Below are 22,888 nucleotides of genomic sequence, written 5' to 3'. Positions count from 1 at the left end.
GCGCATGGCCCCGACAACAATCACGACAACCTTGAGGAACATCATGCTGACACCCCTCCACTCTGCGCCCACCCCGGACACCGGCGAAGCGAGCGGCTGCCCCGGGCAGACCATAATGCGCGGCATGAGCACCGCCCCCGCCATCAAGATCGAGCCCTTCAAGGTCGCCTGCTCCAGCTGCAATCTGCGCGAGCTGTGCCTGCCGGTGGGTCTGTCCAAGCCCGATCTGGAGCAGCTCGACAGCCTGGTGGCGACGCGCCGCCAGGTCGCGCGCGGCGACACTCTTTTCCGTTCCGGCGATGCCTTCCAGTCGCTCTATGCGGTGCGCACCGGCTTCTTCAAGACCTGCGTGTCCTCCGAGGACGGCCGCGATCAGGTCACCGGCTTCCAGATGGCCGGCGAGCTGCTGGGGCTGGACGGCATCAGCAATGACCGCCACAGCTGCGATGCGGTGGCGCTGGAGGACTCCCAGGTCTGCGTGATCCCTTACGATCAGTTGGAGGAGCTGTCGCGCGAGTTCACCGATCTGCAGCACCAGTTCCACAAGATCATGAGCCGCGAGATCGTGCGCGACCATGGCGTGATGCTGCTGCTGGGCAGCATGCGGGCCGAGGAGCGCCTGGCCGCCTTTCTGCTGAACCTGACCCAGCGCCTGCAGGCGCGCGGCTTCTCGGCCTCCAGCCTGGTGCTGCGCATGACGCGCGAGGAGATCGGCAGCTATCTGGGCCTGAAGCTGGAGACCGTGTCGCGCACCTTCTCGAAGTTCCAGGAAGAGGGTCTGCTGGACGTCAAGCAGCGCCAGATCCAGATCCTCGACCAGGCCGGGCTGCAGCGCCTGGTGAACAGCAGCAACTGCTGATTCAGCGCAGGTCCTGCGTGGCCGGCGGCAAACCAGCCAGCCATAGGCTCAGGGCCGAACTCAGCCCGGTCACGATCCAGAAGCCCAGAAAGCCCAGCGTGTAGATGCTGGTGCCGGACAATGTGCTGGCCTCGGCCAGCGCGGCCGGATCAAGCAGGCTGAAGACCAGCACCTCCAGCAGCCCCGCCATCAGGAACGAGGGCCACAGGGCCGCCATGACCAGGCGCGAGCGCCGTGAGGGCTCGTCCATCAGCGCCCCCCGGTGGCCGCATGGTTGCGGGCCTTCATTGCCGGGGTCTGCGCCGAACTCGGCGCCGCATCACTGCCGGCGCTGGCCTGGACCGGCACCACCTCGATGACCGGGTCGGGATGGGTGATCGCCAGACCCAGGGTCACGAAGGACGCGACGACGACGACGCTGGGCCCGCCGACCACCAGCCACATCATGTATTCGCGCCACCAGGGGCGCTGCACTTGGCTGCTTTGCGCTTGCGTTTCACTCATCGATTGCTCCTTCGGGACGGTGGTCGGCCACGCTCAGCGCGGCACGACAAAGGTGGACTTCTCGCTCAGCGCATAGGCGGCCTGGCCGGCCGCACCGGCTTCACGCTCGATGCCGAAACGGATCTCATGGGCGCCGCTGCCGGCCTGGGCCGCGCTCTGCGGCGGCACCCGCAAGGCCACCGAGACCCAGCGGGCCTCGGCGGGCCCGACCTCCAGCCGCACCGGCTGCGCGGTGGCCAGCCCGGGCAGGCCCTCGGCCGCGATGCGGTAGTGCTGCACGGCCTCGGTGGTGTTCATGATCTGCAGCCGGTAGACGTTTTCGATGAAGCCGTCGTCGACCAGGCGCGCCAGCGCGCCGCGATCACGCACCACATCGACCTTGAAGGGCGCGCGCAGCGCCAGGCTGGTGAACAGGCCGGCGGTGATCAGCAAGAGCACCGCGCCGTAGATCAGCACCCGTGGCCGGAAGATGCGCAGCAGCCTTTCGCGGCGGCTCAGATGCTGGGACAGGCCGTTCTCGGTGTCGTAGCGGATCAGGCCGCGCGGATAGCTCATCTTGTCCATCACGCTGTCGCAGACATCGATGCAGGCGGCGCAGCCGATGCATTCGTACTGCAGGCCTTTGCGGATGTCGATGCCGGTCGGGCAGACCTGCACGCACAGGGTGCAATCGATGCACGAGCCCAGGCCCAGCGCGGCCGGATCGGCCTTCTTGCTGCGCGAGCCGCGCGGCTCGCCGCGCTCGGCGTCGTAGCTGATGATCAGCGTGTCCTTGTCGAACATCGCGCTCTGGAAGCGCGCATAAGGACACATGTATTTGCAGACCTGCTCGCGCATATAGCCGGCATTGCCATAGGTCGCAAAACCGTAGAACAGGATCCAGAACCATTCCCAGGGACCCAGGCCCAGGCTCATGACCTCCTGGCTCAGCATCTTGATCGGCGTGAAGTAGCCGACAAAGGTGAAGCCGGTCCACAGCCCGATGGCGATCCAGGCCGCCTGCTTGCCGCCCTTGCGCAGCAGTTTTTCGGGGCCCCAGGGCGCTGCATCGAGCTTGATGCGCTTGGCGCGGTCGCCCTCGAACTTCTGCTCCACCCACATGAAGATCTCGGTATAGACCGTCTGCGGGCAAGCGAAGCCGCACCACAACCGCCCCGCCACCGCAGTGAACAGGAACAGCGCATAGGCCGAGATCAGCAGCAGCCCGGTCAGGTAGATGAAGTCCTGCGGATAAAGGACCAGGCCGAGGATGTAGAAGCGCCGCGACTCGAGGTCGAACAGCACCGCCTGGCGGCTGCCCCAGTCCAGCCAGGGCAGTCCGTAGAACAACAGCTGCGTCGCCCACACCAGCACCCAGCGCCAGGTGGCGAACCAGCCGCTGACGGCACGCGAGTAGATCTTCTGCTGGGCCTGATAGAGCGACACCATCTCGATGGCGGCATCATCGGCCGCCACCAGAGGGATGACCTTGCGCGGAGGGCTATCCATGAGTGGCTGGATCGCTTACTTGGCCGCCACCGCAGTGGACGAACGCGACAGGCCCCAGACATAGGCGGCGAGCACGCGGACCTGCTCGGGGCTGAGCCGCTCGCCATGGGCCGGCATCATATTGTTCTTGCCGTTGTTGATGATGGCGACGATGGCGTCCTCACCCCAGCCGTGCAGCCAGATCTTGTCGGTCAGATTGGGGGCACCGAGGGCCTGGTTGCCCTTGCCGTCCATGCCGTGGCAGGCCGCGCAGACGCCGAACTTGCTGCGCCCCAACTGGGCCGCGATCGAGTTGTGCGCGCTGCCCGACAGGCTCAGCACATAGTTGGCCACATTGCGCACGTCCTCGGGCTTGCCCAACGCCGCCGCCATCGGCGGCATCACGCCGTTGCGGCCCTTGCTGATGGTCTCGATCAGGGTCTCGTGCTTGTCGCCATAGAGCCAATCGCCATCGGTCAGGTTCGGAAAGCCCTTGCTGCCCTTGGCGTCGGAGCCATGGCAGCCGGCGCAGTTGTTGGCGAACAGGCGCTCGCCGATGCCCATGGCCTGGCCGTTCTTGGCCAGTTCCTCAACCGGCATCGCGTTGAACGGGGCGTAGACCGCCGCCAGCGCGGTGCGCGCCTTGGCCTGCTCGGCCTCGTACTGGCCGGTGCTGCTCCACTTCAGCGTGCCGGCCGCGCTGCCCAGGCCCGGGTAGAGGGCCAGATAGATGCCGGAGAACAGCACGGTCAGCACGAACAAGCCCATCCACCAGCGCGGCAGCGGGTTGTTGAGCTCCTTCAGGTCCTCGTCCCAAACATGGCCGGTGCTGTTGTCATTGGCCATCACCTTGCGGCGGCTGGCGATGATCAGCAGGAACAGGCACAGCAGCAGGCCCGCGATCGTGCTCGCGGCCACGAAGATGGACCAGCCGTTGGAGAAGAAATCACTTGTCATTGGGCTCTCCCATCTCGCCTTGCAGCGGCAGCTCGGCGATCTCGTCAAAGGTGCGCTGGTCGCGCTTTCGGCTGTAGACCCAGGCCACGATGGCCAGGAACATCAGCAGCAGCAGCAGGGTCACCGCGCTTCTCAGGGTGTTGATATCCATGCGCCTTCTCCTTTACTTGACGGCGGTGCCCAGCACCTGCAGATAGGCGATCACGGCGTCCATCTCGGTGCGGCCCTTGACAGCCTCGGCCGCGCCGGCAATCTCGGCATCGCTGTACGGTGCGCCGAGCAGGCGCAGCGCCTTCAGCTTGCCCGGCATCTCGGCCGGATCGACCGTCGCGGTGGCCAGCCAGGGGTAGGCCGGCATGTTCGACTCAGGTACCAGATCGCGCGGATTGATCAGGTGGATGCGGTGCCACTCGTCGTTGTACTTGCCACCCACGCGGTGCAGGTCCGGCCCGGTGCGCTTGCTGCCCCACTGGAACGGCCGGTCGTAGACGAACTCGCCGGCGGTCGAGTAGTGGCCGTAGCGCAACGTCTCGGCGCGGAAGGGCCGGATCATCTGCGAGTGGCAGTTGTAGCAGCCCTCGCGCACATAGATGTCGCGGCCGGCCAGCTGCAGCGCGGTATAGGGCTTGAGTCCCGGTGCGGCCTCGGTGGTCGAGCGCTGGAAGAACAGCGGCACGATCTCGACGACGCCGCCGACCAGCACGGTCAGCAGCACCAGCACGATCATCAGGAAGTTGTTGGTCTCGATCTTCTCGTGACCGGCGACGGGTTTGTTGTTGTCAGCCATTGTGTTTGCTCCCTCAGGCATGCGCCACCACGGCGGGGATGCGAACCGGTTCGGGTCGCCCGGCACGCACCGTCATCACCACATTCCAGGCCATGATCAGCATGCCGCCCAGGTACAGCAGGCCACCCAGCAGACGGATCACATAGAAGGGATAGGTGGCCTTGACGCTCTCGACAAAGGTGTAGACCAGGGTGCCGTCCGGGTTGACCGCGCGCCACATCAGGCCCTGCATCACGCCGGCGATCCACATCGCGGCGATATAGAGCACGATGCCCAGGGTCGCGACCCAGAAGTGCAGCTCGATCGCGCGCTTGCTGAACATCTCGGTGCGGCCGTACATGCGCGGGATCAGGTGGTACAGCGAGCCCATCGAGATCAGACCGACCCAGCCCAAAGCGCCGCTGTGCACATGGCCGACGGTCCAGTCGGTGTAGTGGGACAGCGCATTGACCGTCTTGATCGACATCATCGGACCCTCGAAGGTCGACATGCCGTAAAAGCTCAGCGAGACGATCAGGAACTTCAGGATCGGGTCATCGCGCAGCTTGTGCCAGGCCCCGCTGAGGGTCATGATGCCGTTGATCATGCCGCCCCAGCTGGGCGCCAGCAGCACCAGCGAGAACACCATGCCCACGCTCTGCGCCCAGTCCGGCAGCGCCGTGTAGTGCAGATGGTGCGGGCCCGCCCACATATAGGTGAAGATCAGCGCCCAGAAGTGGACGATGGACAGGCGGTAGCTGTAGACCGGCCGGCCGGCCTGCTTGGGGATGTAGTAGTACATCATCCCGAGAAAACCGGCGGTCAGGAAGAAGCCCACCGCGTTATGGCCATACCACCACTGCACCATCGCGTCCTGCACGCCGGCATAAGCCGAGTAGCTCTTGGTCCAGCTGACCGGTATCGCCGCGCTGTTGACCAGGTGCAGCAAGGCCACCGCGATGATGAAGGCGCCGAAGAACCAGTTCGCCACATAGATGTGGCGCACCTTGCGCGTGCCCACCGTGCCGAAGAACACGACCGCGTAGCTGACCCAGACCACGGTGATCAGGATGTCGATCGGCCATTCCAGCTCCGCATATTCCTTGCCACTGGTCAGGCCCAACGGCAGGGTCACGGCGGCCGCGACGATCACCAGTTGCCAGCCCCAGAAGGTCAACCAGGCCAGACCCGGCGCGAACAAGCGCGTCTGGCCGGTGCGCTGCACCACGTGATAGGCGGTCGCGAACAGCGCGCAGCCGCCGAAGGCAAAGATCACCGCATTGGTGTGCAACGGCCGCAAGCGGCCATAGCTGAGCCATGAGATGCCGAAGTTCAGCTCCGGCCAGGCCAGCTGCGCGGCGATGATGACGCCCACCAGCATGCCCACCACCCCCCACAGCACGGCGGCCAGCGCGAACGCCCGCACCACACCGTCTTCGTAATGGGGCAATCCGGCAGCCCTCGCCGGCGCGGCCGGCTGCGAAACACTAGCCATTGACATGCTTCTCGCTCCTGTCTTCCTCAGATGCAGAAAATTGTCTGCCCGCCAGCGCTCGGGAGGCTTGATCGCCATCAACCCCGGCCGCTTCCCCCTCGAAGATCCGTTCGCCTTCGCGTTCCAGATCGTCCAATTGCCCGTTATTGATCGCCCAGCCGAACAGGCCGACGATGCCCAGCACCAGCAGCACCGACATCGGGATCAAGAGATAAAGAATGTCCATCGCGTGGCTTGCCTCGTCAGCATTTCAGGCGGTAGGCGTTCATCACCACCAGCAGCGAGCTGGCCGCCATGCCCAGGCCCGCCGCCCAGGGCGGCAGCAGGCCGGCCAGTGCCAGCGGAATGCAGATGGCGTTGTAGAGTGCCGCCCAGCCCAGGTTCTGCCGGATCACGCGGCGGGTGCGCAGCGCCAGCGCGCGGGCCAGCGCCACATCGACCAGCCGGCCCGACAGCAGCACGCCATCGGCCTGCGCGCGTGCGATCAGCGCGCCCTGCCCCATCGCCAGACTGACATCGGCACGCGCCAGCACCGGCGCATCGTTGATGCCATCGCCCAGCATCAACACGCGCCGGCCCTCGGCCTGCAGCCGCGCCACCGCCGCCAGCTTGTCCTCGGGGCTGGCGCCGCCCTGCACCGCCGTGATGCCGGCCCGCGCCGCCATCGCCGCCGCGCGCTCGGGCGCATCGCCAGACAGCAGCAAGGTCTGCAGGCCCTGCGCGTGCAGCCGCGCGACCGCCTCGCGGGCATCGGCGCGCAAGACCTCGCCGAACTGCAGCAGCAGCACAGCCTCGCCGGGCCGGCCGAAGCACAGCTGGGCCTCGGGCAGGGCTGAGTCATTCGGCAAGACCTGACCCTCGGCCACCCGACCCTCCATCACCCAGGCGGGCGCGCCGAGGCGCCACACCTGCCCCTCGGCGTCCAGAGCCTGCAGGCCGCGCCCCGGCAACTCCTGCACATCGCGCCAGCCAGTCGGCGCCGCAGTGGCCGCCGCCACCAGCGCACGCGCGAACACATGTTGGGAATGCTGGGCCAGCGCGGCGGCCTCGGCGAGCAGCGCGCCGGGCTCGGCCGGCCAGCGCTGCAGCAAGGCCATGCCTTCCTCGGTCAAGGTGCCGGTCTTGTCCAGCACCACGGTGTCGACCAGGGCCAGCCGCTCCAGCATGTCCAGCCGCGCCAGCAGCATGCCGCGCCGCGCCAGCGCGGCTGCGGCGGCCAGCCAGGCCGAGGGCGCGGCCAGCGATAGCGCGCAAGGGCAGGTGACGATCAGCACCGAGACCGCCACCCAGACGGCGCGCTGCGGATCGATCTGGCTCCAGACCAGGGCCGCGCCGGCCGCCAGCGCCAGCACCGTCCATAAAAACGGGCCGGCCACCCGATCGGCCAGGCGCAGCTCGGCCGGGCGCTGGGTCAAGGCCTTGCGCATCAGGCGCACGATGGCGTCGAAGCGGGTGTCGGCGCCGACGCGCAGGACCCGCACGAGCAGCGAGCCGCTCAGATTGAGGCTGCCGGCCACGACCTCGTCGCCCACCGCCTTGGGCACCGGCCGCGACTCGCCGCTCAGCAGCGCCTCATCGGCCTCGCTGCGGCCCTGCTCGATGCGGCCGTCGGCGGCAAAGGCCTGGCCGGCCGCGACACGCAGCAGATCGCCCACGCGCAGCTGGGCCGGGCCGACCCGGCAGCTGCTGCCATCGGGCTCGATGCGCTCGACCCAGTCCGGCAGGCCGGCCGTGGCCCGTTCCAGCTCCTCGGCGACGCGGTGGCGGGCGCGCAGCTCCAGCCAGCGACCGGCCAGCAAAAAGCAGACGAACATCGTCAGCGAGTCGAAATAGACCTCGTGGCCGAACGGCCCGCTGGGATCGAAGGTGGCGCCGCTGCTGGCCACAAAGGTCACGGCAATGCCCAGGCTCACCGGCACATCCATGCCCAGGCGGCGCTGGCGCAGCTGCTGCCAGGCGCTGCGGAAGAAGGGGCCGGCCGAAAACAGCAGCACCGGCAGACTCAGCACCCAGGCGCCCCAGTTCAAAAGGCGCTGCAGATCGGCACTCATCTCGCCGGGCGCGGCCACATAGATGGGCCAGGCCAGCATCATCACCTGCATCATCAGAAAGCCGGCGACGAACAGACGCCACAGCGCGCGGCGCTGCTCGCGCTGGCGCAGCAGCCGTGCCGGCGCGGCGACATCGGGCTGGGCCTCGTAGCCGGCCCGGGCCACCGCGCGCAGCAGCTGGCTCAGCCGCACCTGCTGCGGATTCCAGCGCAGCTGCAGCCGCTCGGCCGCCGCATGGACCTCGGCGCTCAGCACCCCGGGCTCGGCCAGCAAGGCGCGCTCGATGATGCCGGCACAGGCGGCGCAATGCATGCCGGCCAACCGCAGTTGCGAGGTGGCACTGTGCTCGCCGGCCCATTCGGTGAAAGCGGCCTGGGCCTCGCGCTGATCGATCACCTCCACGCCGGATGCCGGCCGGGCAAAGCCGGCGGGCAGGGATTCGGTCAGGGTCGATGCGCTCATGGGTCGGCGGGTGTGCCTCTTGTCAGCCCATAATCTAGGAAGAACTGGCCTTCCTCGACATGACTTATATCAAGACAAGCGCAACTCTCCTACTGGTTCTCGCCCTGGGCCTGGCCCAGGCGCAGGACAAGCCTCAGCAATTGCCGGTCACCCCGCTGACCGCGGGCATGCACCTGATCCAGGCCGAGGTGGCCCAGACTCAGGAGCAGCGCGCCATCGGCCTGATGCACAGGCCCAGCATGCCCACCAATGCCGGCATGCTCTTTGTCTTCGAGGAAGCCGGCGTGCAGTGCTTCTGGATGAAGAACACCTTGCTGCCGCTCTCGATCGCCTTCGTTGCCGATGACGGCAGCATCGTCAATATCGCCGAGATGCAGGCCATGTCCGAGGCCTCGCACTGCTCGGCCAGGCCGGTGCGCTATGCGCTGGAGATGAACCAGGGCTGGTTCGCCAAGCGCGGCATCAAGGCCGGCACCAAGCTCAAGGGCAAGCCCTGGCAGTAAGCCCCAAGCCCGGCCCCGGGGCCGGGCTGGCCGTCAGAGCAGCTCTTTGGGAATGTTGCCGCCGTTGTCGGCCAGCTTTTGCAGCACGGTCTTGTGCAGCCACATATTCATCTGGGCCGAGTCGCCCATCTTGTCGGCCGGGCAAGCCAGCTCGGTGGCCAGCTCCTTGCGCGCGGCCAGGCTGCTGTCCAAGCCCAGCAGCTTCATCAGGTCGACGATGGAGAGCTTCCAGTTGAGTTTTTCCGGGTTCTTGGCGGCCAGCGCTTCGAGCTGGGCCACCACATCCACCGCCGAGATCGCCACCGGGGCGACCGGCGCGGCCGGGGCTGTTGCCGGCGCGGCGGGGGCCGGGGCGGCCGGCTCGGCTGCAGCCGAGCCGAAACCGAGCTTGTCGAGAATCTTGCTGAACAGTCCCATCGCCATCTCCCTGTAGAGACACCGCGACCCTCGCGATGACAACCCATCCTACAGGCAAGACCTGACCCGGACATGAAAAAAGCCGGTACAAGACCGGCTCATGCGCAAAGGCAGTGACGCTCAGGCGTAATTGGCCTGCGCGAATTCCCAGTTGACCAGATGGTTCAGGAAGGCCTCGACGAACTTGGGACGCAGATTGCGGTAGTCAATGTAGTAGGCATGTTCCCACACGTCGACGGTCAGCAGCGCCTTGTCGGCCGTGGTCAGCGGCGTGCCTGCAGCACCGGTGTTGACGATGTCCACCGAACCATCGGCCTTCTTGACCAGCCAGGTCCAGCCGGAACCGAAGTTGCCGACCGCGCTCTTCGTGAAGGCTTCCTTGAAGGCGTCCAGGCTGCCCCACTTGGCATTGATCGCATCGGCCAGCGCGCCGCTCGGTGCACCACCGCCCTGGGGCTTCATGCAGTTCCAGAAGAAGGTGTGGTTCCAGATCTGGGCCGCGTTGTTGTAGATGCCGCCGCTGGAGGTCTTGATGATCTCTTCCAGGGTCTTGGTCTCGAACTCGGTGCCCTTTTGCAGATTGTTCAGGTTCACCACATAGGCGTTGTGATGCTTGCCGTGGTGGAACTCCAGCGTCTCGGCGCTGTAGTGCGGGGCCAGGGCGTCCTTGGCATAGGGCAAGGCGGGCAGGGTGTGTTCCATATCAACTCCTCTTCAATCAATCGTTCGGGTGGATGATTTCAGTCCGGCCGTCATTGTAGGCAGCTTGGCTATGCCCTTGGCTTTGTGGCGAGTACCTGCAGCTGCGCCTCGCCGTCGGCCAGCACCGCATGCACCTGGGTCTGCGGCTCGAGTTGATGCACCGAGCTCAGCGCCCGCCCCTGGCCGTCGTCCAGCCAGGCGTAGCCGCGCGACAGCACGCGCTTGGGGTCCAGCGCCTGCAGCCGTGCCTGCAGGCTGTCCAGCCGCGCGGCATGGCGCTGCAGCAGGGTCTCGGCCGCCCGGCCGCGACGCTCCTGCAGGCGATCCAGCGACTGGGTCTGCCGCTCCACCGTCCGGGGCAAGGCCTGACCCCAGCGCTGGGCCAGCAGGGCCAGGCGGCGATGCTGCTGCTGCAAGGCCTCGGTCGGCCGGGCCAGGCGCAGCGCCGCGCGGTCCAGGCGCTGGGCGGCGGCGTCCAGGCGCTGGTCCATGCGGCGCATCAGCGCGCCCGCCAGCGCCTGCAGCCGGGCCAGCTCGCCAGCCTGGGCCGGTGCGGCCAGCTCGGCGGCAGCGGTGGGGGTGGGGGCGCGCAGGTCGGCAGCCAGATCGCACAGGGTCACATCGGTCTCGTGGCCGACGCCGCAGACCACCGGCAGGCCCGACTCGGCCACCGCCCGCACCACCCGCTCGTCATTGAAGGCCCACAAGTCTTCCAGCGAGCCGCCGCCACGGCACAGCAGCAGCACATCGACCTCGGCGCGCGCATTGGCCGTCAGCACGGCCTGCACCAGGGCCGGCGGCGCCTCGGCGCCCTGCACCGGGCTCGGGTAGACGATGACCTCGACCTGCGGCGCTCGGCGGCGCAGCGCCGTCAGCACATCGTGCAGGGCGGCGCCGGCGGTCGAGGTGATCACGCCGATGCGGCGCGGGAAGGCCGGCAGCGCGCGCTTGCGGTCGGCCGCGAAAAAGCCCAGCGCCTCCAGCTGGGCCTTCAGGCGCAGGAACTGCTCATACAGCGCACCGGCGCCGGCGCGGCGCATGCTCTCGACGACAAACTGCAGCTCGCCGCGCGGCTCATACAGGGTCAGCCGGCCGCGCAGCTCGACCAGCTGGCCGTCGCCGGGCGCGAAGTCCAGCAGCGCGGTGGCGCGGCGGAACATCGCACAGCGCAGCAGCGCGCTCTGCCCCTCGGCGTCCTTCAGGCTGAAATAGCAGTGCCCGCTGGCCGCCCGCGTGAAGCCCGAGATCTCGCCCTGCACGACACAGACCGCAAAGCGGGTCTGCAAGGCATCGGAGACCGCATGCAGCAGGGCCGCGACCCCCCAGACCATGCGGCGTGGTGCGGCTTGCAGGGCATCAATCATGCGCAAACCCAAGGCTGGCGCGGGGGTAGAACTCCACAGCCGCGCCGGATGGGGCCTGGCGGACTATCCGGCGCGTCACAGATTTGACACACGCGCATAAACGCTTGTTTTTCAAGTGTTTTTTCATGCCTAAAAATTGAGCAATTTATCCAAGCCCTTGATTTTTCGGGCCTCGGCGGGCCACCGGGCCGGCTTGCCCACAAAGTTATCCACAGCGAAAGTGGACTGTTTGGATCTGCGGGCAAGACCTGACGCCGAGACTGCCGAAGCCGGCCCGCCTTCGGGCCATAATCGCGCGCATCGCGGCGGGCCGGTTGACGGTCGGCCCTGTCTTCTCAAGAGGGAGCGCCTTTGTTTTCGATCATACAAGCCGCCGGCTGGCCGATCTGGCCCCTGCTCCTGTGCTCCGTCGTGGCACTGACCCTGGTCATCGAACGGCTGACCAGCCTGCGCAGCGCGCGCATCGCGCCGCCCACCCTGCTCGATGAGGTGCTCAGCGTCACCAACCAGCACCTGCCCAGCGCCGAGATCGTCAACAAGCTGGCCGAGAACTCGGTGCTGGGCCAGTTGCTGGCCAGCGGGCTGCGCGCGGTGATTGCCGATCCGCGCATCCCCGACGCCAGGCTGCGCCAGACCTTCGAGCTGGCCGGCCGGTCGGCCATCCACAAGCTCGAGCGCTATCTGAACACGCTGGGCACGATCGCGACGGCCGCGCCGCTGCTGGGCCTGCTGGGCACGGTGGTCGGCATGATAGAGATCTTCGGTAGCCAGAGCCCCAGCGGCGCCAACCCCGCACAGCTGGCCCACGGCATCTCGATCGCGCTCTACAACACCGCCTTCGGCCTGATCATCGCGATCCCCTCGCTGATGTGCTATCGCTATTTCCGTGGCCTGGTCGAGGGCTATGTGCTGGAGCTGGAGCAGGCCAGCGAACGCTTCATGAACCATCTGACGCGCTTCACCCAGGCCGGCCCGGCACAGCCGGTGGTGCGCAGCGGCCCATGAAATTCCGCCAGCGCAAGGCCGACGAGCCCGAGATCAATCTGATCGCCTTCATCGATGTGCTGCTGGTGATCCTGATCTTTCTGATGCTGTCGACCACCTATTCCCGCTTCACCGAGCTGCAGGTCACACTGCCGACGGCCAATGCCGACAAGCTGCAGGAGCGGCCGCGCGAGATCATCGTCGCCATTTCGGCCGACGGCCGCTATGCAGTCAACCGCCAGGCCGTCGAGGGCCGCACGCCCGAGCTGCTGGCGGCCGCGCTGCAACAGGCCAGCGCCGGCCAGCCCGAGACCATGATCATCATCTCGGCCGATGCCAATGCGGCCCACCAGGCCGTGGTCAACGTGATGGATGCGGCCCGCCGCGCCGGACTCAACCGCCTGACCTTTGCCGCCCAGGGCGACGCCGCGAAGTAGCCCGATGAGCCTCGCCGAGCGCCTGCAGCGGGCCTGGCAAGAGGGCGGGCCGCTGGCCCAGGCCTTGCGCCCGCTGGGCTGGATCTACGGGCTGCTGATCGAGATCCGCGCCCTGCTCTACCGGCTCGGCCTGCGGCGTGCCGAGGCCTTGCCGGTGCCGGTCATCGTGGTCGGCAACTGGATCGTCGGCGGAGCCGGCAAGACCCCCACGACGCTGGCCTTGCTGCGGCTGCTGCAGGCCCAGGGCATTGCGGCCGGCGTGATCTCGCGCGGCTATGGGCGCGACAACGACGAGCTGCGGCTGGTGGATCGCGCCAGCACCGCTGCCGAGGTCGGCGACGAGCCGCTGCTGATCCATCTGCGCAGCGGCGCGCCGGTGGCCGTGGGCAGCGACCGGGTGGCCGCCGCGCGCGCGCTGCTGGCCGCGCAGCCCGAGCTGCGCCTGCTGATCAGCGACGACGGGCTGCAGCACTGGCGGCTGCCGAGGCGCTTGAGCGTGCTTGTGTTCGACGAGCGCGGCCTGGGCAATGGCCGGCTGCTGCCGGCCGGGCCGCTGCGCCAGCGCCGGGCCATGAGCGCCGAGCCCAGCCTGGTGCTGTACAACGCCGGCGCGCCCAGCACCGCGCTGCCCGGCCATCTGGCGCGGCGCCAGCTGGCCGGCGCGGTGGAGCTGGCCGCCTGGTGGCAGGGCGCAGCAGCCGATCCGCTGGCCTGGCAAGGCCTGCGCGGCCGCCCGGTGCTGGCGGCTGCCGGCCTGGCGCAGCCGGAGCGCTTCTTCACGATGCTGCGCGCCCAGGGCCTGGATGTGCTGCCCCTGCCCCTGCCCGACCACCACGACTTCAGCACGCTGCCCTGGCCGGCCGACACCGTCGAGGTCTTGCTGACCGAGAAGGACGCGGTCAAGCTGCGGCCCGAGCGGCTGGGCCGCACCCGGGTCTGGGTGGTGGCGCTAGACTTCAGGCCCGACGACTCCTTTGAGCGCGCGCTGCAGCAAGCCTTGCAGGCGCTGCCGAGATAACGATAGCTATGGACATCCGATTGCTGGAAATGCTGGTCTGCCCGATTTGCAAAGGGCCTCTGGAGCATCAGCGCAGCGGCGACGGCAGCCGGGGCAGCGACCGCGAGCTGATCTGCCATGCCGACCGCCTGGCCTTCCCGGTGCGCGACGGCATCCCGGTGATGCTGGAGAGCGAGGCCCGGGTGCTGGACGCGCCGCAATGAGCGAGGGCTTCACGGTCATCGTGCCGGCCCGGCTGGCCTCGACCCGCCTGCCCAACAAGCCGCTGGCCGATATCGGCGGCCTGCCGATGATTGTGCGGGTCGCGCAGCGCGCGGCGCTGTCGCAGGCCCGAGCGGTGGTGGTCGCAAGCGACGCGCCCGAGGTGCTGGCGGCCTGCCAGGCCCATGGCGTGCGTGCGCTGCTGACCCGGGCCGACCATACCTCGGGCAGCGACCGGCTGGCCGAAGCCTGCGAGCAGCTGGGGCTGGACGGCAGCGATCTGGTCGTCAATGTGCAGGGCGACGAGCCGCTGATCGCGCCGGCCATGATCGACGCCTGCGCCGCGCTGCTGCGCGAGCGCGCAGACTGCGTGATGAGCACCGTGGCTCATGCGCTGGAAGACGCTGCCGAGTTCGCCAACCCGAATGTGGTCAAGCTGGTGACCGATGCGCGCGGCACGGCGCTGTACTTCTCGCGCGCGCCGATCCCCTGCTGGCGCGACGGGGCAGGCCCCAGGCCCGGCTCGGCGCTGCGCCATGTCGGCCTGTACGCCTACCAGGCCGGCTTTTTGCGCCGCTTCCCGGGCCTGGCGGCCAGCCCGCTGGAGCAGATCGAGTCGCTGGAGCAGCTGCGCGTGCTCTGGCATGGCGAACGGATCGCGGTGCACATCAGCGCCGAGCGCCCGGGGCCGGGTGTCGACACGCCCGAGGATCTGGCGCGGGTGCGCGCCCTGGTTGCCGCCGGCGCCTGAGTTACAAGGGCGTGACAAGCGCGGCCCGCGTCAGCCGGGCGTAGGCCCCGCCATGCTATCCTCGCCCGCAGTTTGCAAGGGCGACTTCCTTCACGGCAGGCCGCCCTTTCCATTGAAAATCGAGGAGACCCCGTGCGACTGATTCTTCTTGGCGCCCCCGGCGCTGGCAAAGGCACCCAAGCCGCTTTCATCTGCCAAAAGTTCGGCATCCCGCAGATTTCCACCGGCGATATGCTGCGTGCCGCCGTCAAGGCCGGCACCGAAATGGGGCTGGCCGCCAAGAAGGTGATGGATTCGGGTGCCCTGGTCGGCGACGACATCATCATCGGTCTGGTCAAGGAACGCATTGCGCAAGCCGACTGCGCCAAGGGCTTTCTGTTCGACGGCTTCCCGCGCACCATCCCGCAGGCCGATGCTATGAAGGCCGCCGGCGTCAAGCTCGACTTCGTGCTGGAGATCGATGTGCCGCACAGCGCCATCATCGAGCGCATGAGCGGCCGCCGCGTCCATGTGGCCTCGGGCCGCACCTATCACGTCAAGTTCAACCCGCCCAAGGTCGAGGGCAAGGATGACGCCACCGGCGAGGACCTGATCCTGCGCGAGGACGACAAGGAAGAGACCGTCAAGAAGCGCCTGGACGTCTACCAGGCGCAGACTCGCCCGCTGGTCGACTACTACTCGCAGTGGGCCGCCTCGGGCGATGCCAACGCGCCGCAGTACCGCCGCATCGAAGGCCTGGGCTCGGTCGACGAGATCACCGCACGCGCGCTGGCCGCGCTCGGCTGAAGCCGCCAACCAGATCCGACAAAGCCGCTGTTCAGCGGCTTTTTCTTGATCGACAATTGACGTTTACGTCAACGTAATCCAAACAGGAGACTTTATGGACATCGCAGGCAAGGTATTCATCGTGACCGGCGGCGCGTCGGGCCTGGGCGAAGGCACGGCCCGCATGCTGGCGCGCGAGGGCGCGATGGTCGTGATCGCCGATCTGCAGGTCGAGCGCGGCGAGGCCCTGGCCAAGGAACTGCACGGCGCCTTCGTCAAGGCCGATGTCAGCCAGGAGGCCGATGGCCAGGCGGTCGTCGCCAAGGCCGTTTCGATGGGCAAGCTGATGGGCCTGGTCAACTGCGCTGGCATCGCGCCGGCCGCCAAGACGGTGGGCAAGGAAGGCGCCCATGCGCTGGCCTTGTTCAGCAAGGTCGTGACCGTCAATCTGATCGGCAGCTTCAACATGATCCGCCTGGCCGCCGAGGCCATGAGCAAGAACGAGCCCGAGGGCACCGGCGAGCGCGGCGTGCTGATCTCGACCGCGTCGGTGGCTGCCTATGACGGCCAGATCGGCCAGGCGGCCTATGCGGCCTCCAAGGGCGGCGTGGTCGGCATGACCCTGCCGATCGCCCGCGATCTGGCGCGCAACGGCATCCGCAATATGACCATCGCGCCGGGCATCTTCGGCACGCCGATGCTGTTCGGCATGCCGCAGGAGGTGCAGGACGCGCTGGCCGCCGGCGTGCCCTTCCCGTCCCGCCTGGGCACGCCCGAGGACTATGCCAAGCTGGTGCACCAGATCGTCACCAACGAGATGCTCAACGGCGAGGTGATACGCCTGGACGGCGCGATCCGGCTGGCGCCGAAGTAAGCCGCGCGCTCGAGCAAAAGAAAACGGCCTCCGAGGAGGCCGTTTGTCATGCTTCGGGCAAGGCCTTACTTCTTGGCACTGCGCGAATGGATGGTCCACAGACGTGCCAGTTCGGCCGCGCCGTCATTGCCCTTGACGCCGCGCCAGGCGGTCTGGGCCTTGGCGATGTCACCGGCCGTGAACAAGGCCAGACCCTGATACAGCTTGGCATCGTCGGGGCGCTTCAGATTGCCCTTGGCGATGCCGGCCTCGACCAGCTTCAGGCCATGAGCGGCCTCGCCACGGAAGACCTGGGCCAGACCCAGCGAAACCAGGGCGTCGCCTTCCTTGGCCGCTTCGGCGGCCTGCTCGGCGCTGGCCTGGGCGGCCTTGGCCTCGCCGATGCGCTTGACCATCAGGTCCAGCAGACGCTTGTGGCGCGCACCTTCGGCGCCCTGACCCAGCACATTGGCGGCCAGACCCTTTTCGACGACCTGCTTGCCCTCTTCCGGATAGCCGGCCTGGGCGGCCAGCTGGGCCATCTCCATATAGTCGTTGGCATCGCGCATATTGCCGGTCGCCAGCTTCAGACGGAACACGTCCAGGCCGAAGCGCGGCGAGAAGCCCCGCTTCTGCGGCAGGCCGCCGAGGATCTGGGCCCACAGCTCCTTGCGCGGGTAGTAGTTCAGCAGCTTCTCGGTGGCCAGGGCTTCGGTGGCGGCGTCGTTCTTCTTCTGTGCCGCGTAGAGCAGCAGATTGAGCTTGTCCTGCGACGGTGCCTTGCCGGCACGCTCGTCGGCCTGCACCTCGGCCAGCGTATCCTTCAGCACGGCCGTCATATCGCCGGACTTGAACTGGGCCTGCTGCTGCACCGTCTTCACCGTGCCGCTCGTGCCGCCGGCGGCAAAGTACTTGTTGGCCCACTCCAGCGCCTTCGGCGCATTGTTGGCGCGCAGATAGGTGCCGGCCACGGCCTCCATGTATTGCAGCTGCTGCGCAGCGGCCAGGCGGGGCTTCAGCACCTCGAAGGCACGGGCCATCGAATCGGGATCATTGGCGCCCATCGCGGCCGAGAAGCGCGTGCCCTCGATCGCGTTGTTCTCGGCGGCGGTGCGGCCCGACACGCCCTCGGCGTCACGCACCTTGGCCAGCGCTTCCTTGAACTTGCCGCTCTTGATCAGCGCGCCGGCATCCTTCAGGTGCTTGCCCACCTCGGGGCGCACCGACTCGGCCTGGGCCGCTGCACTGGCGAAACCCAGCTCGCCCTGCGGCGCGGCGCCGAACACAAAGGCCGCGGTGCCGACAGCGACGCTGGCGAGGGTCTTGAACTTCATCATTGCATTCTCCTAAGAAAAAAACGCGCCGCCCTTGCGGGCAGCGCGTTCGTTCGATCATGCCTGCATCAGTCGATGAACTGCTCGTTGCCGACCATGCCCATCTTCTTGACGCCGAGCCGCTGAGCCGCCGCCATCACCGCCGCCACATTGCCGTACTCGACCAGCTTGTTGGGCTTGATGTGGATCTCGGACTGGTCCGGCTCCGCTGCGATCTCGGCCAGCTTGGCCTCGACGGCCGCATGATTGGCCAGCGCCACGCCGTCCCAGCTGACCGTGCCGTCGAAGTCGATGAAGACCTCGTGCACCACCGGCTCCTTGGTCGGCGGCGGCGGGTTGCCCGCCGGCATGTCCAGGTTCACCGAGTGCAGCTGGATCGGGATGGTGATGATCAGCATCACCAGCAGCACCAGCATCACATCGATCAGCGGCGTGGTGTTGACGTCCAGCATCACCTCGGGTTCGTCACCACCGGACGAGCTGCCTACATTCATTCCCATGCTCTAGCTCCTCGCCTCAACCACCGCGCGCCGGAGGCTCGGTGACGAAGCTGATCTTCACGATGCCCGCGCGCTGGCAGGCCACCATCACGCGCCCCACCGATTCGTAGCGCGACTTCTCGTCGCCACGGATATGCACTTCGGGCTGCGGGTCAAGCACCGACACCTTCTTCAGTCGTGCCACCAGCGCTTCGCTGTCCGGCACCAGGGCGGTGTTCCAGTAGACGTCGCCGTCCTTGGTCACCGCCAGCTCGATATTTTCCGGCTTGGTCACGCGCACGACATTGGTCTCTTTGGGCAGAGACAAGGTCACCGATTGCGTCACCACCGGAATGGTGATGAGGAAGATGATCAACAGCACCAACATCACGTCCACGAGGGGCGTGGTGTTGATGGTCGAGACCACTTCGTCATCGCCGGAAGAGGATCCGACGTTCATGCCCATGATTAATGCTCCGGGTCGAAGCGGCTTAGCGCTTGGCGACCGAACGGTTGCCCATCAGCACGCCGTGCAGGTCGGCAGCGAAGGCACGCACCTGGCCCATCACGGCCTTGTTGCGGTTGACCAGCCAGTTGTAGCCCAGCACGGCCGGCACGGCCACGCCCAGACCGATGGCGGTCATGATCAGCGCTTCACCCACCGGGCCGGCGACCTTGTCGATCGAAGCCTGGCCGGCCACACCGATGGCGGTCAGCGCTTGCAGAATGCCCCACACCGTGCCGAACAGGCCGATGAACGGCGAGGTCGAACCGACGGTGGCCAGGAAGCCCAGGCCGGTCTGCACGCGGCTGTTGACTTCGCCGACAGCGCGCTCGACGTTCATCGTCACCCAGCTGCTGTGGTCGATGTTCTCGGTCAGCGCGCCTTCATGGTGCTCGGAGGCCTCGATGGCCGACTCGGCGATGAAGCGGAATGCGCTGCCTTCCTTCAGGCCCTTGACGCCTTCGGCCAGGCTGGCCTTCTTGAAGAAGGTCACGCGCACGCTCTTGGCTTCGGTCGCCAGCTTCTGGGTGTCCCACAGCTTGGTGATCAGGATGTACCAGCTGCCCATGGACATGATGACCAGCAGCAGCAGCACGCCCTTGGACACGGCATCGCCGTGGTCGATCATGGCCTTCAGGCCATAGGGGTTCTCGGCCGGCTCGGCCTTGGCGGCGGGAGCGGCCGGGGCGGCAGCGTCAACCGCTGCGGGCGCAGCGGTTTCCACCGGTGCGGAGGCGGCGTCAGCGGCTTGGGCGTGAGCGGCCAGAGGGGATGCAGCCAGGGTCGCGGCAAATGCGATTGCGGCGAACAGGCCGGAGATACGAGAGATCATGGAGTCAACTCCTACGCAATAGAGATCGAGAGATCGGTTGTCGGTTGAGAGGCACCGGAGCGGGCCGGTTGCCAAGAAATGGGGTCTTGCTTATTCGATGCGGAACTGGAACTCCTGCTCGAACACATGGTCGCCCGGGCATTCGTACGTGCTTTGCAGCGTGTCGGTGATGGCGGCGATCAGGGCGCGCTGCACCTTGCGATCATTGCCACCGCGCATCTGCGAGCTGGTCACCTCGATCGCGCTGACGCGACCGGCCTTGACCGTGGCCAGCACCTTGAACAAGGCATCACCGCTCCAGTTGACGGCCGGCACCTCGGGCTTGCCCATCTTGGTGCAGACCATGCCGGCCGTGATCTTGGCGGGCTTGGCCACCGGTGCGGGCGCCGGTGCCGGGGCCGGCGGCGGCGCAGCGGCCACCTCGCGCGTCGGCGGCGGGGTGTTGCTAACCGGCGCCTGGATGGCGTTGGGCGGCGGCGGCGCCGTCACCTGCACCTCGGGCGGCGGCACGAACGGCGGCGGCGGTGCCTTCATGTCCGGCGGCGGCGGCACGACCTTCTCGGGCGGCGGCGGCGGCTTGACCTTCTCCTCCACCACCTTCACATCGATCGGACCCTTGATCGCCTCGACGGCCTTGCGGGCCAGACCGCTGGCCAACGCCCAGATGATCAGCACGTGAATCACGATCACGATACCGATACCTGTAAAGCGGGACGCCCCTTGCTTCTCCTGCGCAAAGTTCATGCGCGCTCCTTCATAAGACTGCGAAACTTTTTCATCGACATATGCGGGGAGTTCGGCTCTACACAGCGCCTGCCTAGAAACCTACGAGCCCCAACTCAGACCGGAGCTCGGAGCAGTTCTTGCCGGCTGTGCGAGAGACTGCACCAGACACCAAGGGCGGGCACACAGGCGCCGTTCGCTGGCTGCCGCAACATGCTTGCGGCTCGGGTGCATCTGCTGGCTGCAGAATGGACATCACAACTCATCACTCGGGGCACGATGGGAACCCACACTCAACAAAAATGCCCACTGGCTTGTGGCCCGCGGGCGGTTCTTCAAGTCGGAACAGCGTTGTAGTCAAACTACATAACACCGCACCATGAAGCGGCCTAGATCATAAACGAGTTGACCCGGCCAAGCGGCATGGGGCTTACCCGAGCTGACCAAGCCCTTACACACTGAAACTCCGGCGTCTTCTGGTCTTCACTTTCAACGCCGAACCCACAGTGGTATCTTACTGGTACTTTCGCCGGCGGACCGACCTAAGAATTCAGGGTTTTCACCATGAACCCCGTGAAACAGGGTGCTGAGCGCCCATTCAAACCGGCGCCCCTGCCTCCGCACCCCGGCCCTGCACCCGAGGCACCGCAGCCAGCAGGGTCCGGGTGTAGTCGCTTTGCGGTCGACCCAACACCTCGGCACTGCTGCCCGCCTCGACGATGCGCCCCGACTGCATCACCGCCACCTCGTCGGCGATGTACTCGACGACGCCGATATTGTGGGTGATGAACAGATAGGACAAGCCGCGCTCGCGCTGCAAATCGCGCAAGAGATTGAGAATCTGCGCCTGCACCGACACGTCCAGCGCCGAGGTCGGCTCGTCGCAGACGATCAGGCGCGGCTCCACGGCCAGCGCCCGCGCGATCGCGATGCGCTGGCGCTGGCCGCCGGAGAACTCGTGCGGGAAGCGCTCCAGCGCATCGCGCCGCAGGCCCACCTGGTCAACCAGCAGCTCCAGATTGCGCCGCCGTGCGACCGCATCGAGATCGGGCCGCAAGGCCTGCACGCCCTCCTCCAGCAGCTCGTAGACCCGCATGCGCGGGTTCAGCGAGGCAAACGGGTCCTGGAAGATGATCTGGACTTGGCGGCGCGCCTCGCGCAGCGCATCGCCTTGCAGGGTGAACAGATCCTGCCCGTTCAGCAAGGCCTGACCCTCGATCTGGGCCTGGGTGCGCAACAGCTGCACGATGGCCTTGCCCGAGGTGGTCTTGCCGCAGCCGGATTCGCCCACCAGGGCCAGCGTGCGACCCGGCAGGATGCGGTAGGACACATCGTCCACCGCATTGAAGTAGCGCGGCGCGCCGCGCTCCAGCAGGCCGCGCTTCAGGGCAAAGCGCACCCGCAGATGCCTGACCTCCAGCAGCGGCTTGTCCGGGTCGCCGGCCGGCGCTGCGGCCCGTGCGACCGCCGCCGCCACGGCCGGCACCGGCAACGCCTCCTGCGGATGGGTATAGAGGCGGCAGCGCACCTGATGGGTGGCGCTCAGCGCCGTGAGCTCGGGTACCTGGTCGTGGCAGGCCGGCATCACCCGGTCGCAGCGCGGCGCGAAGCGGCAGCCGCTGAATGCCATCCACAGCGGCGGCACGGTGCCGGCAATCGCGGCCAGGGCCTCGCCGCGCTTGGCCGCGTCCGGCAGCGCCTGCAGCAGCAAGCGCGCATAGGGATGCTTGGGCGCGGCAAAGAACTCCTCGGCCGGCGCCACCTCGACGATCTGGCCCGCATACATCAGCGCGACCTGGTGAGCCATGCCCGACACCACCCCCAGGTCGTGGGTGATCAAGAGCACGCCCAGCTGGCGCTCGCGCTGCAAGTCCTTCAGCAGGTCGAGGATCTGCGCCTGGATGGTCACATCCAGCGCCGTGGTCGGCTCGTCGGCGATCAGATAGTCGGGCTCGGCCGCCAGGGTCATCGCGATCATCACGCGCTGCTTCTGGCCGCCCGACAGGCGAAACGGATACTCGTCAATGCGGCGCTCGGGCTCGGGAATGCCGACGCGCCTGAGCCAGTCGATGGCCTTGGCCCGCGCCGCCGCGCCGCGCAGCGGCGTGTGCGCCTCGATGGCCTCGACGATCTGGGCCCCGACCCGCATCACCGGGTTCAGGCTGGTCGAGGGCTCCTGGAAAATCATGCCGATGCGCCCGCCGCGCACCTCGCGCATCTGTGCCTCGGGCAGGCCGAACACATCCTCGCCTTCCAGGTCCAGGCGGCCGGCGGTGATGCGTCCGTTGTCGGGCAGCAGGCGCATCAGGGCCAGCGCCGTCATGCTCTTGCCGCAACCCGATTCACCGACCAGCGCAAAGGTCTGGCCGCGCGTGATCGCCAGGCGCATGCCGTCGATCGCGCGCACCAGGCCGGCATCGGCGTCCAGCGCCACCTTCAGATCTTCAATCTTCAACATG

27 protein-coding genes are annotated in these 22,888 nt (G+C 67.4%); 9 read left to right on the top strand and 18 right to left on the bottom strand.

All coding sequences use genetic code 11. The annotated features are described in order from the left end of the window. Window positions 1-124: 124 nt before the first annotated feature. Window positions 125-859 carry a fumarate/nitrate reduction transcriptional regulator Fnr gene (gene fnr / locus O5M90_RS26660; protein ID WP_269840923.1) on the top strand — a complete coding sequence of 245 codons (735 nt, stop codon included), beginning with the start codon at window positions 125-127 and terminating at the stop codon, window positions 857-859. A 1-nt stretch (window position 860) separates the two neighbouring features. Here the strand turns inward: fnr and O5M90_RS26655 are convergent, their stop codons facing one another. The 9 genes from O5M90_RS26655 to O5M90_RS26615 are packed head-to-tail and all read right to left on the bottom strand — an operon-like array spanning window position 861 to window position 8,561. After that, window positions 861-1,109 carry a hypothetical protein gene (locus O5M90_RS26655; RefSeq protein WP_137942233.1) on the bottom strand — a complete coding sequence of 83 codons (249 nt, stop codon included), beginning with the start codon at window positions 1,107-1,109 and terminating at the stop codon, window positions 861-863. Further along, on the bottom strand, window positions 1,109-1,363 hold the full coding sequence (locus O5M90_RS26650; RefSeq protein ID WP_137942232.1) for a hypothetical protein: 255 nt from the start codon (window positions 1,361-1,363) through the stop codon (window positions 1,109-1,111). The genes O5M90_RS26655 and O5M90_RS26650 overlap by 1 nt, the downstream gene beginning before the upstream one ends. A 33-nt stretch (window positions 1,364-1,396) precedes the next feature. Then, window positions 1,397-2,851 carry a cytochrome c oxidase accessory protein CcoG gene (ccoG, locus tag O5M90_RS26645; RefSeq protein ID WP_269840924.1) on the bottom strand — a complete coding sequence of 485 codons (1,455 nt, stop codon included), beginning with the start codon at window positions 2,849-2,851 and terminating at the stop codon, window positions 1,397-1,399. Between the two features lie 15 nt (window positions 2,852-2,866). Then, the gene (gene ccoP / locus O5M90_RS26640; protein ID WP_137942230.1) at window positions 2,867-3,787 is read right to left on the bottom strand and encodes a cytochrome-c oxidase, cbb3-type subunit III; all 921 of its coding nucleotides are present in this window, start codon (window positions 3,785-3,787) and stop codon (window positions 2,867-2,869) included. Beyond that, complete coding sequence (locus O5M90_RS26635) at window positions 3,777-3,938, bottom strand: cbb3-type cytochrome oxidase subunit 3 (protein ID WP_137942229.1); 162 nt, start codon at window positions 3,936-3,938, stop codon at window positions 3,777-3,779. Before O5M90_RS26635 ends, ccoP begins: the two co-directional genes overlap by 11 nt. Window positions 3,939-3,950: 12 nt before the next feature. Further along, entirely contained in the window at window positions 3,951-4,574 is a 624-nt protein-coding gene (gene ccoO / locus O5M90_RS26630; RefSeq protein WP_137942228.1) for a cytochrome-c oxidase, cbb3-type subunit II, read from the bottom strand. A gap of 13 nt (window positions 4,575-4,587) precedes the next feature. Further along, a complete protein-coding gene (gene ccoN, locus O5M90_RS26625; RefSeq protein ID WP_137942227.1) occupies window positions 4,588-6,048 on the bottom strand; it encodes a cytochrome-c oxidase, cbb3-type subunit I in 1,461 nt (486 codons plus the stop codon). Beyond that, on the bottom strand, window positions 6,041-6,274 hold the full coding sequence (ccoS, locus tag O5M90_RS26620) for a cbb3-type cytochrome oxidase assembly protein CcoS (RefSeq protein WP_137942226.1): 234 nt from the start codon (window positions 6,272-6,274) through the stop codon (window positions 6,041-6,043). The genes ccoN and ccoS overlap by 8 nt, the downstream gene beginning before the upstream one ends. Window positions 6,275-6,290: 16 nt before the next feature. After that, window positions 6,291-8,561, bottom strand: coding sequence for a heavy metal translocating P-type ATPase (locus O5M90_RS26615; RefSeq protein WP_269840925.1), 2,271 nt, complete (start codon window positions 8,559-8,561; stop codon window positions 6,291-6,293). 59 nt (window positions 8,562-8,620) lie between these two features. On the opposite strand from O5M90_RS26615, the gene O5M90_RS26610 reads away from it, so the two are divergent. Continuing rightward, complete coding sequence (locus O5M90_RS26610; protein WP_137942224.1) at window positions 8,621-9,064, top strand: DUF192 domain-containing protein; 444 nt, start codon at window positions 8,621-8,623, stop codon at window positions 9,062-9,064. A gap of 33 nt (window positions 9,065-9,097) precedes the next feature. Here the strand turns inward: O5M90_RS26610 and O5M90_RS26605 are convergent, their stop codons facing one another. From O5M90_RS26605 to xseA, 3 genes are all read right to left on the bottom strand, one after another. After that, the gene (locus O5M90_RS26605; RefSeq protein ID WP_262968462.1) at window positions 9,098-9,481 is read right to left on the bottom strand and encodes a DUF3597 domain-containing protein; all 384 of its coding nucleotides are present in this window, start codon (window positions 9,479-9,481) and stop codon (window positions 9,098-9,100) included. A 120-nt stretch (window positions 9,482-9,601) separates the two neighbouring features. Then, window positions 9,602-10,183, bottom strand: coding sequence for a superoxide dismutase (locus O5M90_RS26600; RefSeq protein WP_137942222.1), 582 nt, complete (start codon window positions 10,181-10,183; stop codon window positions 9,602-9,604). A 68-nt stretch (window positions 10,184-10,251) separates the two neighbouring features. Next, window positions 10,252-11,547 carry an exodeoxyribonuclease VII large subunit gene (xseA, locus tag O5M90_RS26595; protein ID WP_269840926.1) on the bottom strand — a complete coding sequence of 432 codons (1,296 nt, stop codon included), beginning with the start codon at window positions 11,545-11,547 and terminating at the stop codon, window positions 10,252-10,254. A gap of 351 nt (window positions 11,548-11,898) precedes the next feature. Between xseA and O5M90_RS26590 the strand changes: the two genes are divergently transcribed. The 7 genes from O5M90_RS26590 to O5M90_RS26560 all read left to right on the top strand — a co-directional run bounded on the left by O5M90_RS26590 (window position 11,899) and on the right by O5M90_RS26560 (window position 16,577). Further along, the gene (locus O5M90_RS26590) at window positions 11,899-12,552 is read left to right on the top strand and encodes a MotA/TolQ/ExbB proton channel family protein (RefSeq protein WP_269840927.1); all 654 of its coding nucleotides are present in this window, start codon (window positions 11,899-11,901) and stop codon (window positions 12,550-12,552) included. After that, the gene (locus O5M90_RS26585; RefSeq protein WP_262968466.1) at window positions 12,549-12,968 is read left to right on the top strand and encodes an ExbD/TolR family protein; all 420 of its coding nucleotides are present in this window, start codon (window positions 12,549-12,551) and stop codon (window positions 12,966-12,968) included. The genes O5M90_RS26590 and O5M90_RS26585 overlap by 4 nt, the downstream gene beginning before the upstream one ends. A 4-nt stretch (window positions 12,969-12,972) precedes the next feature. Further along, complete coding sequence (lpxK, locus tag O5M90_RS26580) at window positions 12,973-13,986, top strand: tetraacyldisaccharide 4'-kinase (protein WP_269840928.1); 1,014 nt, start codon at window positions 12,973-12,975, stop codon at window positions 13,984-13,986. An 8-nt stretch (window positions 13,987-13,994) separates the two neighbouring features. Next, window positions 13,995-14,189, top strand: coding sequence for a Trm112 family protein (locus tag O5M90_RS26575; RefSeq protein WP_137942217.1), 195 nt, complete (start codon window positions 13,995-13,997; stop codon window positions 14,187-14,189). Beyond that, complete coding sequence (gene kdsB, locus O5M90_RS26570; protein WP_269840929.1) at window positions 14,186-14,938, top strand: 3-deoxy-manno-octulosonate cytidylyltransferase; 753 nt, start codon at window positions 14,186-14,188, stop codon at window positions 14,936-14,938. Before O5M90_RS26575 ends, kdsB begins: the two co-directional genes overlap by 4 nt. 132 nt (window positions 14,939-15,070) lie before the next feature. Next, window positions 15,071-15,724, top strand: a complete 654-nt coding sequence (gene adk / locus O5M90_RS26565) for an adenylate kinase (RefSeq protein ID WP_137942215.1) — start codon at window positions 15,071-15,073, stop codon at window positions 15,722-15,724. 94 nt (window positions 15,725-15,818) lie between these two features. Then, window positions 15,819-16,577 carry a 3-hydroxyacyl-CoA dehydrogenase gene (locus tag O5M90_RS26560; protein ID WP_269840930.1) on the top strand — a complete coding sequence of 253 codons (759 nt, stop codon included), beginning with the start codon at window positions 15,819-15,821 and terminating at the stop codon, window positions 16,575-16,577. A gap of 65 nt (window positions 16,578-16,642) precedes the next feature. On the opposite strand, the gene O5M90_RS26555 is transcribed toward O5M90_RS26560, so the two are convergent. The 6 genes from O5M90_RS26555 to O5M90_RS26530 all read right to left on the bottom strand — a co-directional run bounded on the left by O5M90_RS26555 (window position 16,643) and on the right by O5M90_RS26530 (window position 22,887). After that, a complete protein-coding gene (locus O5M90_RS26555) occupies window positions 16,643-17,893 on the bottom strand; it encodes a hypothetical protein (protein WP_440402471.1) in 1,251 nt (416 codons plus the stop codon). A gap of 65 nt (window positions 17,894-17,958) precedes the next feature. Further along, window positions 17,959-18,390 carry an ExbD/TolR family protein gene (locus tag O5M90_RS26550; protein ID WP_137942212.1) on the bottom strand — a complete coding sequence of 144 codons (432 nt, stop codon included), beginning with the start codon at window positions 18,388-18,390 and terminating at the stop codon, window positions 17,959-17,961. A gap of 16 nt (window positions 18,391-18,406) precedes the next feature. Next, window positions 18,407-18,835 (bottom strand): ExbD/TolR family protein, encoded by a 429-nt coding sequence (locus tag O5M90_RS26545; RefSeq protein ID WP_137942211.1) that lies wholly within the window; start codon window positions 18,833-18,835, stop codon window positions 18,407-18,409. Window positions 18,836-18,860: 25 nt separating this feature from the next. Beyond that, complete coding sequence (locus O5M90_RS26540; RefSeq protein WP_137942210.1) at window positions 18,861-19,706, bottom strand: MotA/TolQ/ExbB proton channel family protein; 846 nt, start codon at window positions 19,704-19,706, stop codon at window positions 18,861-18,863. Window positions 19,707-19,796: 90 nt separating this feature from the next. After that, on the bottom strand, window positions 19,797-20,450 hold the full coding sequence (locus tag O5M90_RS26535; RefSeq protein ID WP_137942209.1) for a hypothetical protein: 654 nt from the start codon (window positions 20,448-20,450) through the stop codon (window positions 19,797-19,799). 577 nt (window positions 20,451-21,027) lie between these two features. Beyond that, the gene (locus tag O5M90_RS26530; RefSeq protein WP_269840932.1) at window positions 21,028-22,887 is read right to left on the bottom strand and encodes an ABC transporter ATP-binding protein; all 1,860 of its coding nucleotides are present in this window, start codon (window positions 22,885-22,887) and stop codon (window positions 21,028-21,030) included. Window position 22,888: the final 1 nt, after the last annotated feature.

Origin of the sequence: Paucibacter sp. M5-1 (assembly GCF_027498415.2) — a bacterium.
Lineage (GTDB): Bacteria > Pseudomonadota > Gammaproteobacteria > Burkholderiales > Burkholderiaceae_C > Roseateles_E.
The sequence above is the reverse complement of the archived record's forward strand: the minus strand, read 5'-3'. Positions and strand labels throughout refer to the sequence as shown.

Excerpts from the sequence above, each read along its gene's own strand:
- O5M90_RS26555 (WP_440402471.1), bottom strand. The coding sequence starts at position 17,893 with ATGATGAAGTTCAAGACCCTCGCCAGCGTCGCTGTCGGCACCGCGGCC.
- ccoS (WP_137942226.1), bottom strand. The coding sequence starts at position 6,274 with ATGGACATTCTTTATCTCTTGATCCCGATGTCGGTGCTGCTGGTGCTG.
- fnr (WP_269840923.1), top strand. The coding sequence starts at position 125 with ATGAGCACCGCCCCCGCCATCAAGATCGAGCCCTTCAAGGTCGCCTGC.
- O5M90_RS26535 (WP_137942209.1), bottom strand. The coding sequence starts at position 20,450 with ATGAACTTTGCGCAGGAGAAGCAAGGGGCGTCCCGCTTTACAGGTATC.
- O5M90_RS26615 (WP_269840925.1), bottom strand. The coding sequence starts at position 8,561 with ATGAGCGCATCGACCCTGACCGAATCCCTGCCCGCCGGCTTTGCCCGG.
- O5M90_RS26530 (WP_269840932.1), bottom strand. The coding sequence starts at position 22,887 with ATGTTGAAGATTGAAGATCTGAAGGTGGCGCTGGACGCCGATGCCGGC.
- O5M90_RS26610 (WP_137942224.1), top strand. The coding sequence starts at position 8,621 with ATGACTTATATCAAGACAAGCGCAACTCTCCTACTGGTTCTCGCCCTG.
- lpxK (WP_269840928.1), top strand. The coding sequence starts at position 12,973 with ATGAGCCTCGCCGAGCGCCTGCAGCGGGCCTGGCAAGAGGGCGGGCCG.
- O5M90_RS26585 (WP_262968466.1), top strand. The coding sequence starts at position 12,549 with ATGAAATTCCGCCAGCGCAAGGCCGACGAGCCCGAGATCAATCTGATC.
- ccoN (WP_137942227.1), bottom strand. The coding sequence starts at position 6,048 with ATGGCTAGTGTTTCGCAGCCGGCCGCGCCGGCGAGGGCTGCCGGATTG.
- xseA (WP_269840926.1), bottom strand. The coding sequence starts at position 11,547 with ATGATTGATGCCCTGCAAGCCGCACCACGCCGCATGGTCTGGGGGGTC.
- O5M90_RS26600 (WP_137942222.1), bottom strand. The coding sequence starts at position 10,183 with ATGGAACACACCCTGCCCGCCTTGCCCTATGCCAAGGACGCCCTGGCC.
- O5M90_RS26655 (WP_137942233.1), bottom strand. The coding sequence starts at position 1,109 with ATGGACGAGCCCTCACGGCGCTCGCGCCTGGTCATGGCGGCCCTGTGG.
- O5M90_RS26575 (WP_137942217.1), top strand. The coding sequence starts at position 13,995 with ATGGACATCCGATTGCTGGAAATGCTGGTCTGCCCGATTTGCAAAGGG.
- O5M90_RS26540 (WP_137942210.1), bottom strand. The coding sequence starts at position 19,706 with ATGATCTCTCGTATCTCCGGCCTGTTCGCCGCAATCGCATTTGCCGCG.
- kdsB (WP_269840929.1), top strand. The coding sequence starts at position 14,186 with ATGAGCGAGGGCTTCACGGTCATCGTGCCGGCCCGGCTGGCCTCGACC.
- O5M90_RS26650 (WP_137942232.1), bottom strand. The coding sequence starts at position 1,363 with ATGAGTGAAACGCAAGCGCAAAGCAGCCAAGTGCAGCGCCCCTGGTGG.
- O5M90_RS26605 (WP_262968462.1), bottom strand. The coding sequence starts at position 9,481 with ATGGGACTGTTCAGCAAGATTCTCGACAAGCTCGGTTTCGGCTCGGCT.
- O5M90_RS26560 (WP_269840930.1), top strand. The coding sequence starts at position 15,819 with ATGGACATCGCAGGCAAGGTATTCATCGTGACCGGCGGCGCGTCGGGC.
- O5M90_RS26545 (WP_137942211.1), bottom strand. The coding sequence starts at position 18,835 with ATGGGCATGAACGTCGGATCCTCTTCCGGCGATGACGAAGTGGTCTCG.
- ccoP (WP_137942230.1), bottom strand. The coding sequence starts at position 3,787 with ATGACAAGTGATTTCTTCTCCAACGGCTGGTCCATCTTCGTGGCCGCG.
- ccoG (WP_269840924.1), bottom strand. The coding sequence starts at position 2,851 with ATGGATAGCCCTCCGCGCAAGGTCATCCCTCTGGTGGCGGCCGATGAT.
- ccoO (WP_137942228.1), bottom strand. The coding sequence starts at position 4,574 with ATGGCTGACAACAACAAACCCGTCGCCGGTCACGAGAAGATCGAGACC.
- O5M90_RS26635 (WP_137942229.1), bottom strand. The coding sequence starts at position 3,938 with ATGGATATCAACACCCTGAGAAGCGCGGTGACCCTGCTGCTGCTGCTG.
- O5M90_RS26550 (WP_137942212.1), bottom strand. The coding sequence starts at position 18,390 with ATGGGAATGAATGTAGGCAGCTCGTCCGGTGGTGACGAACCCGAGGTG.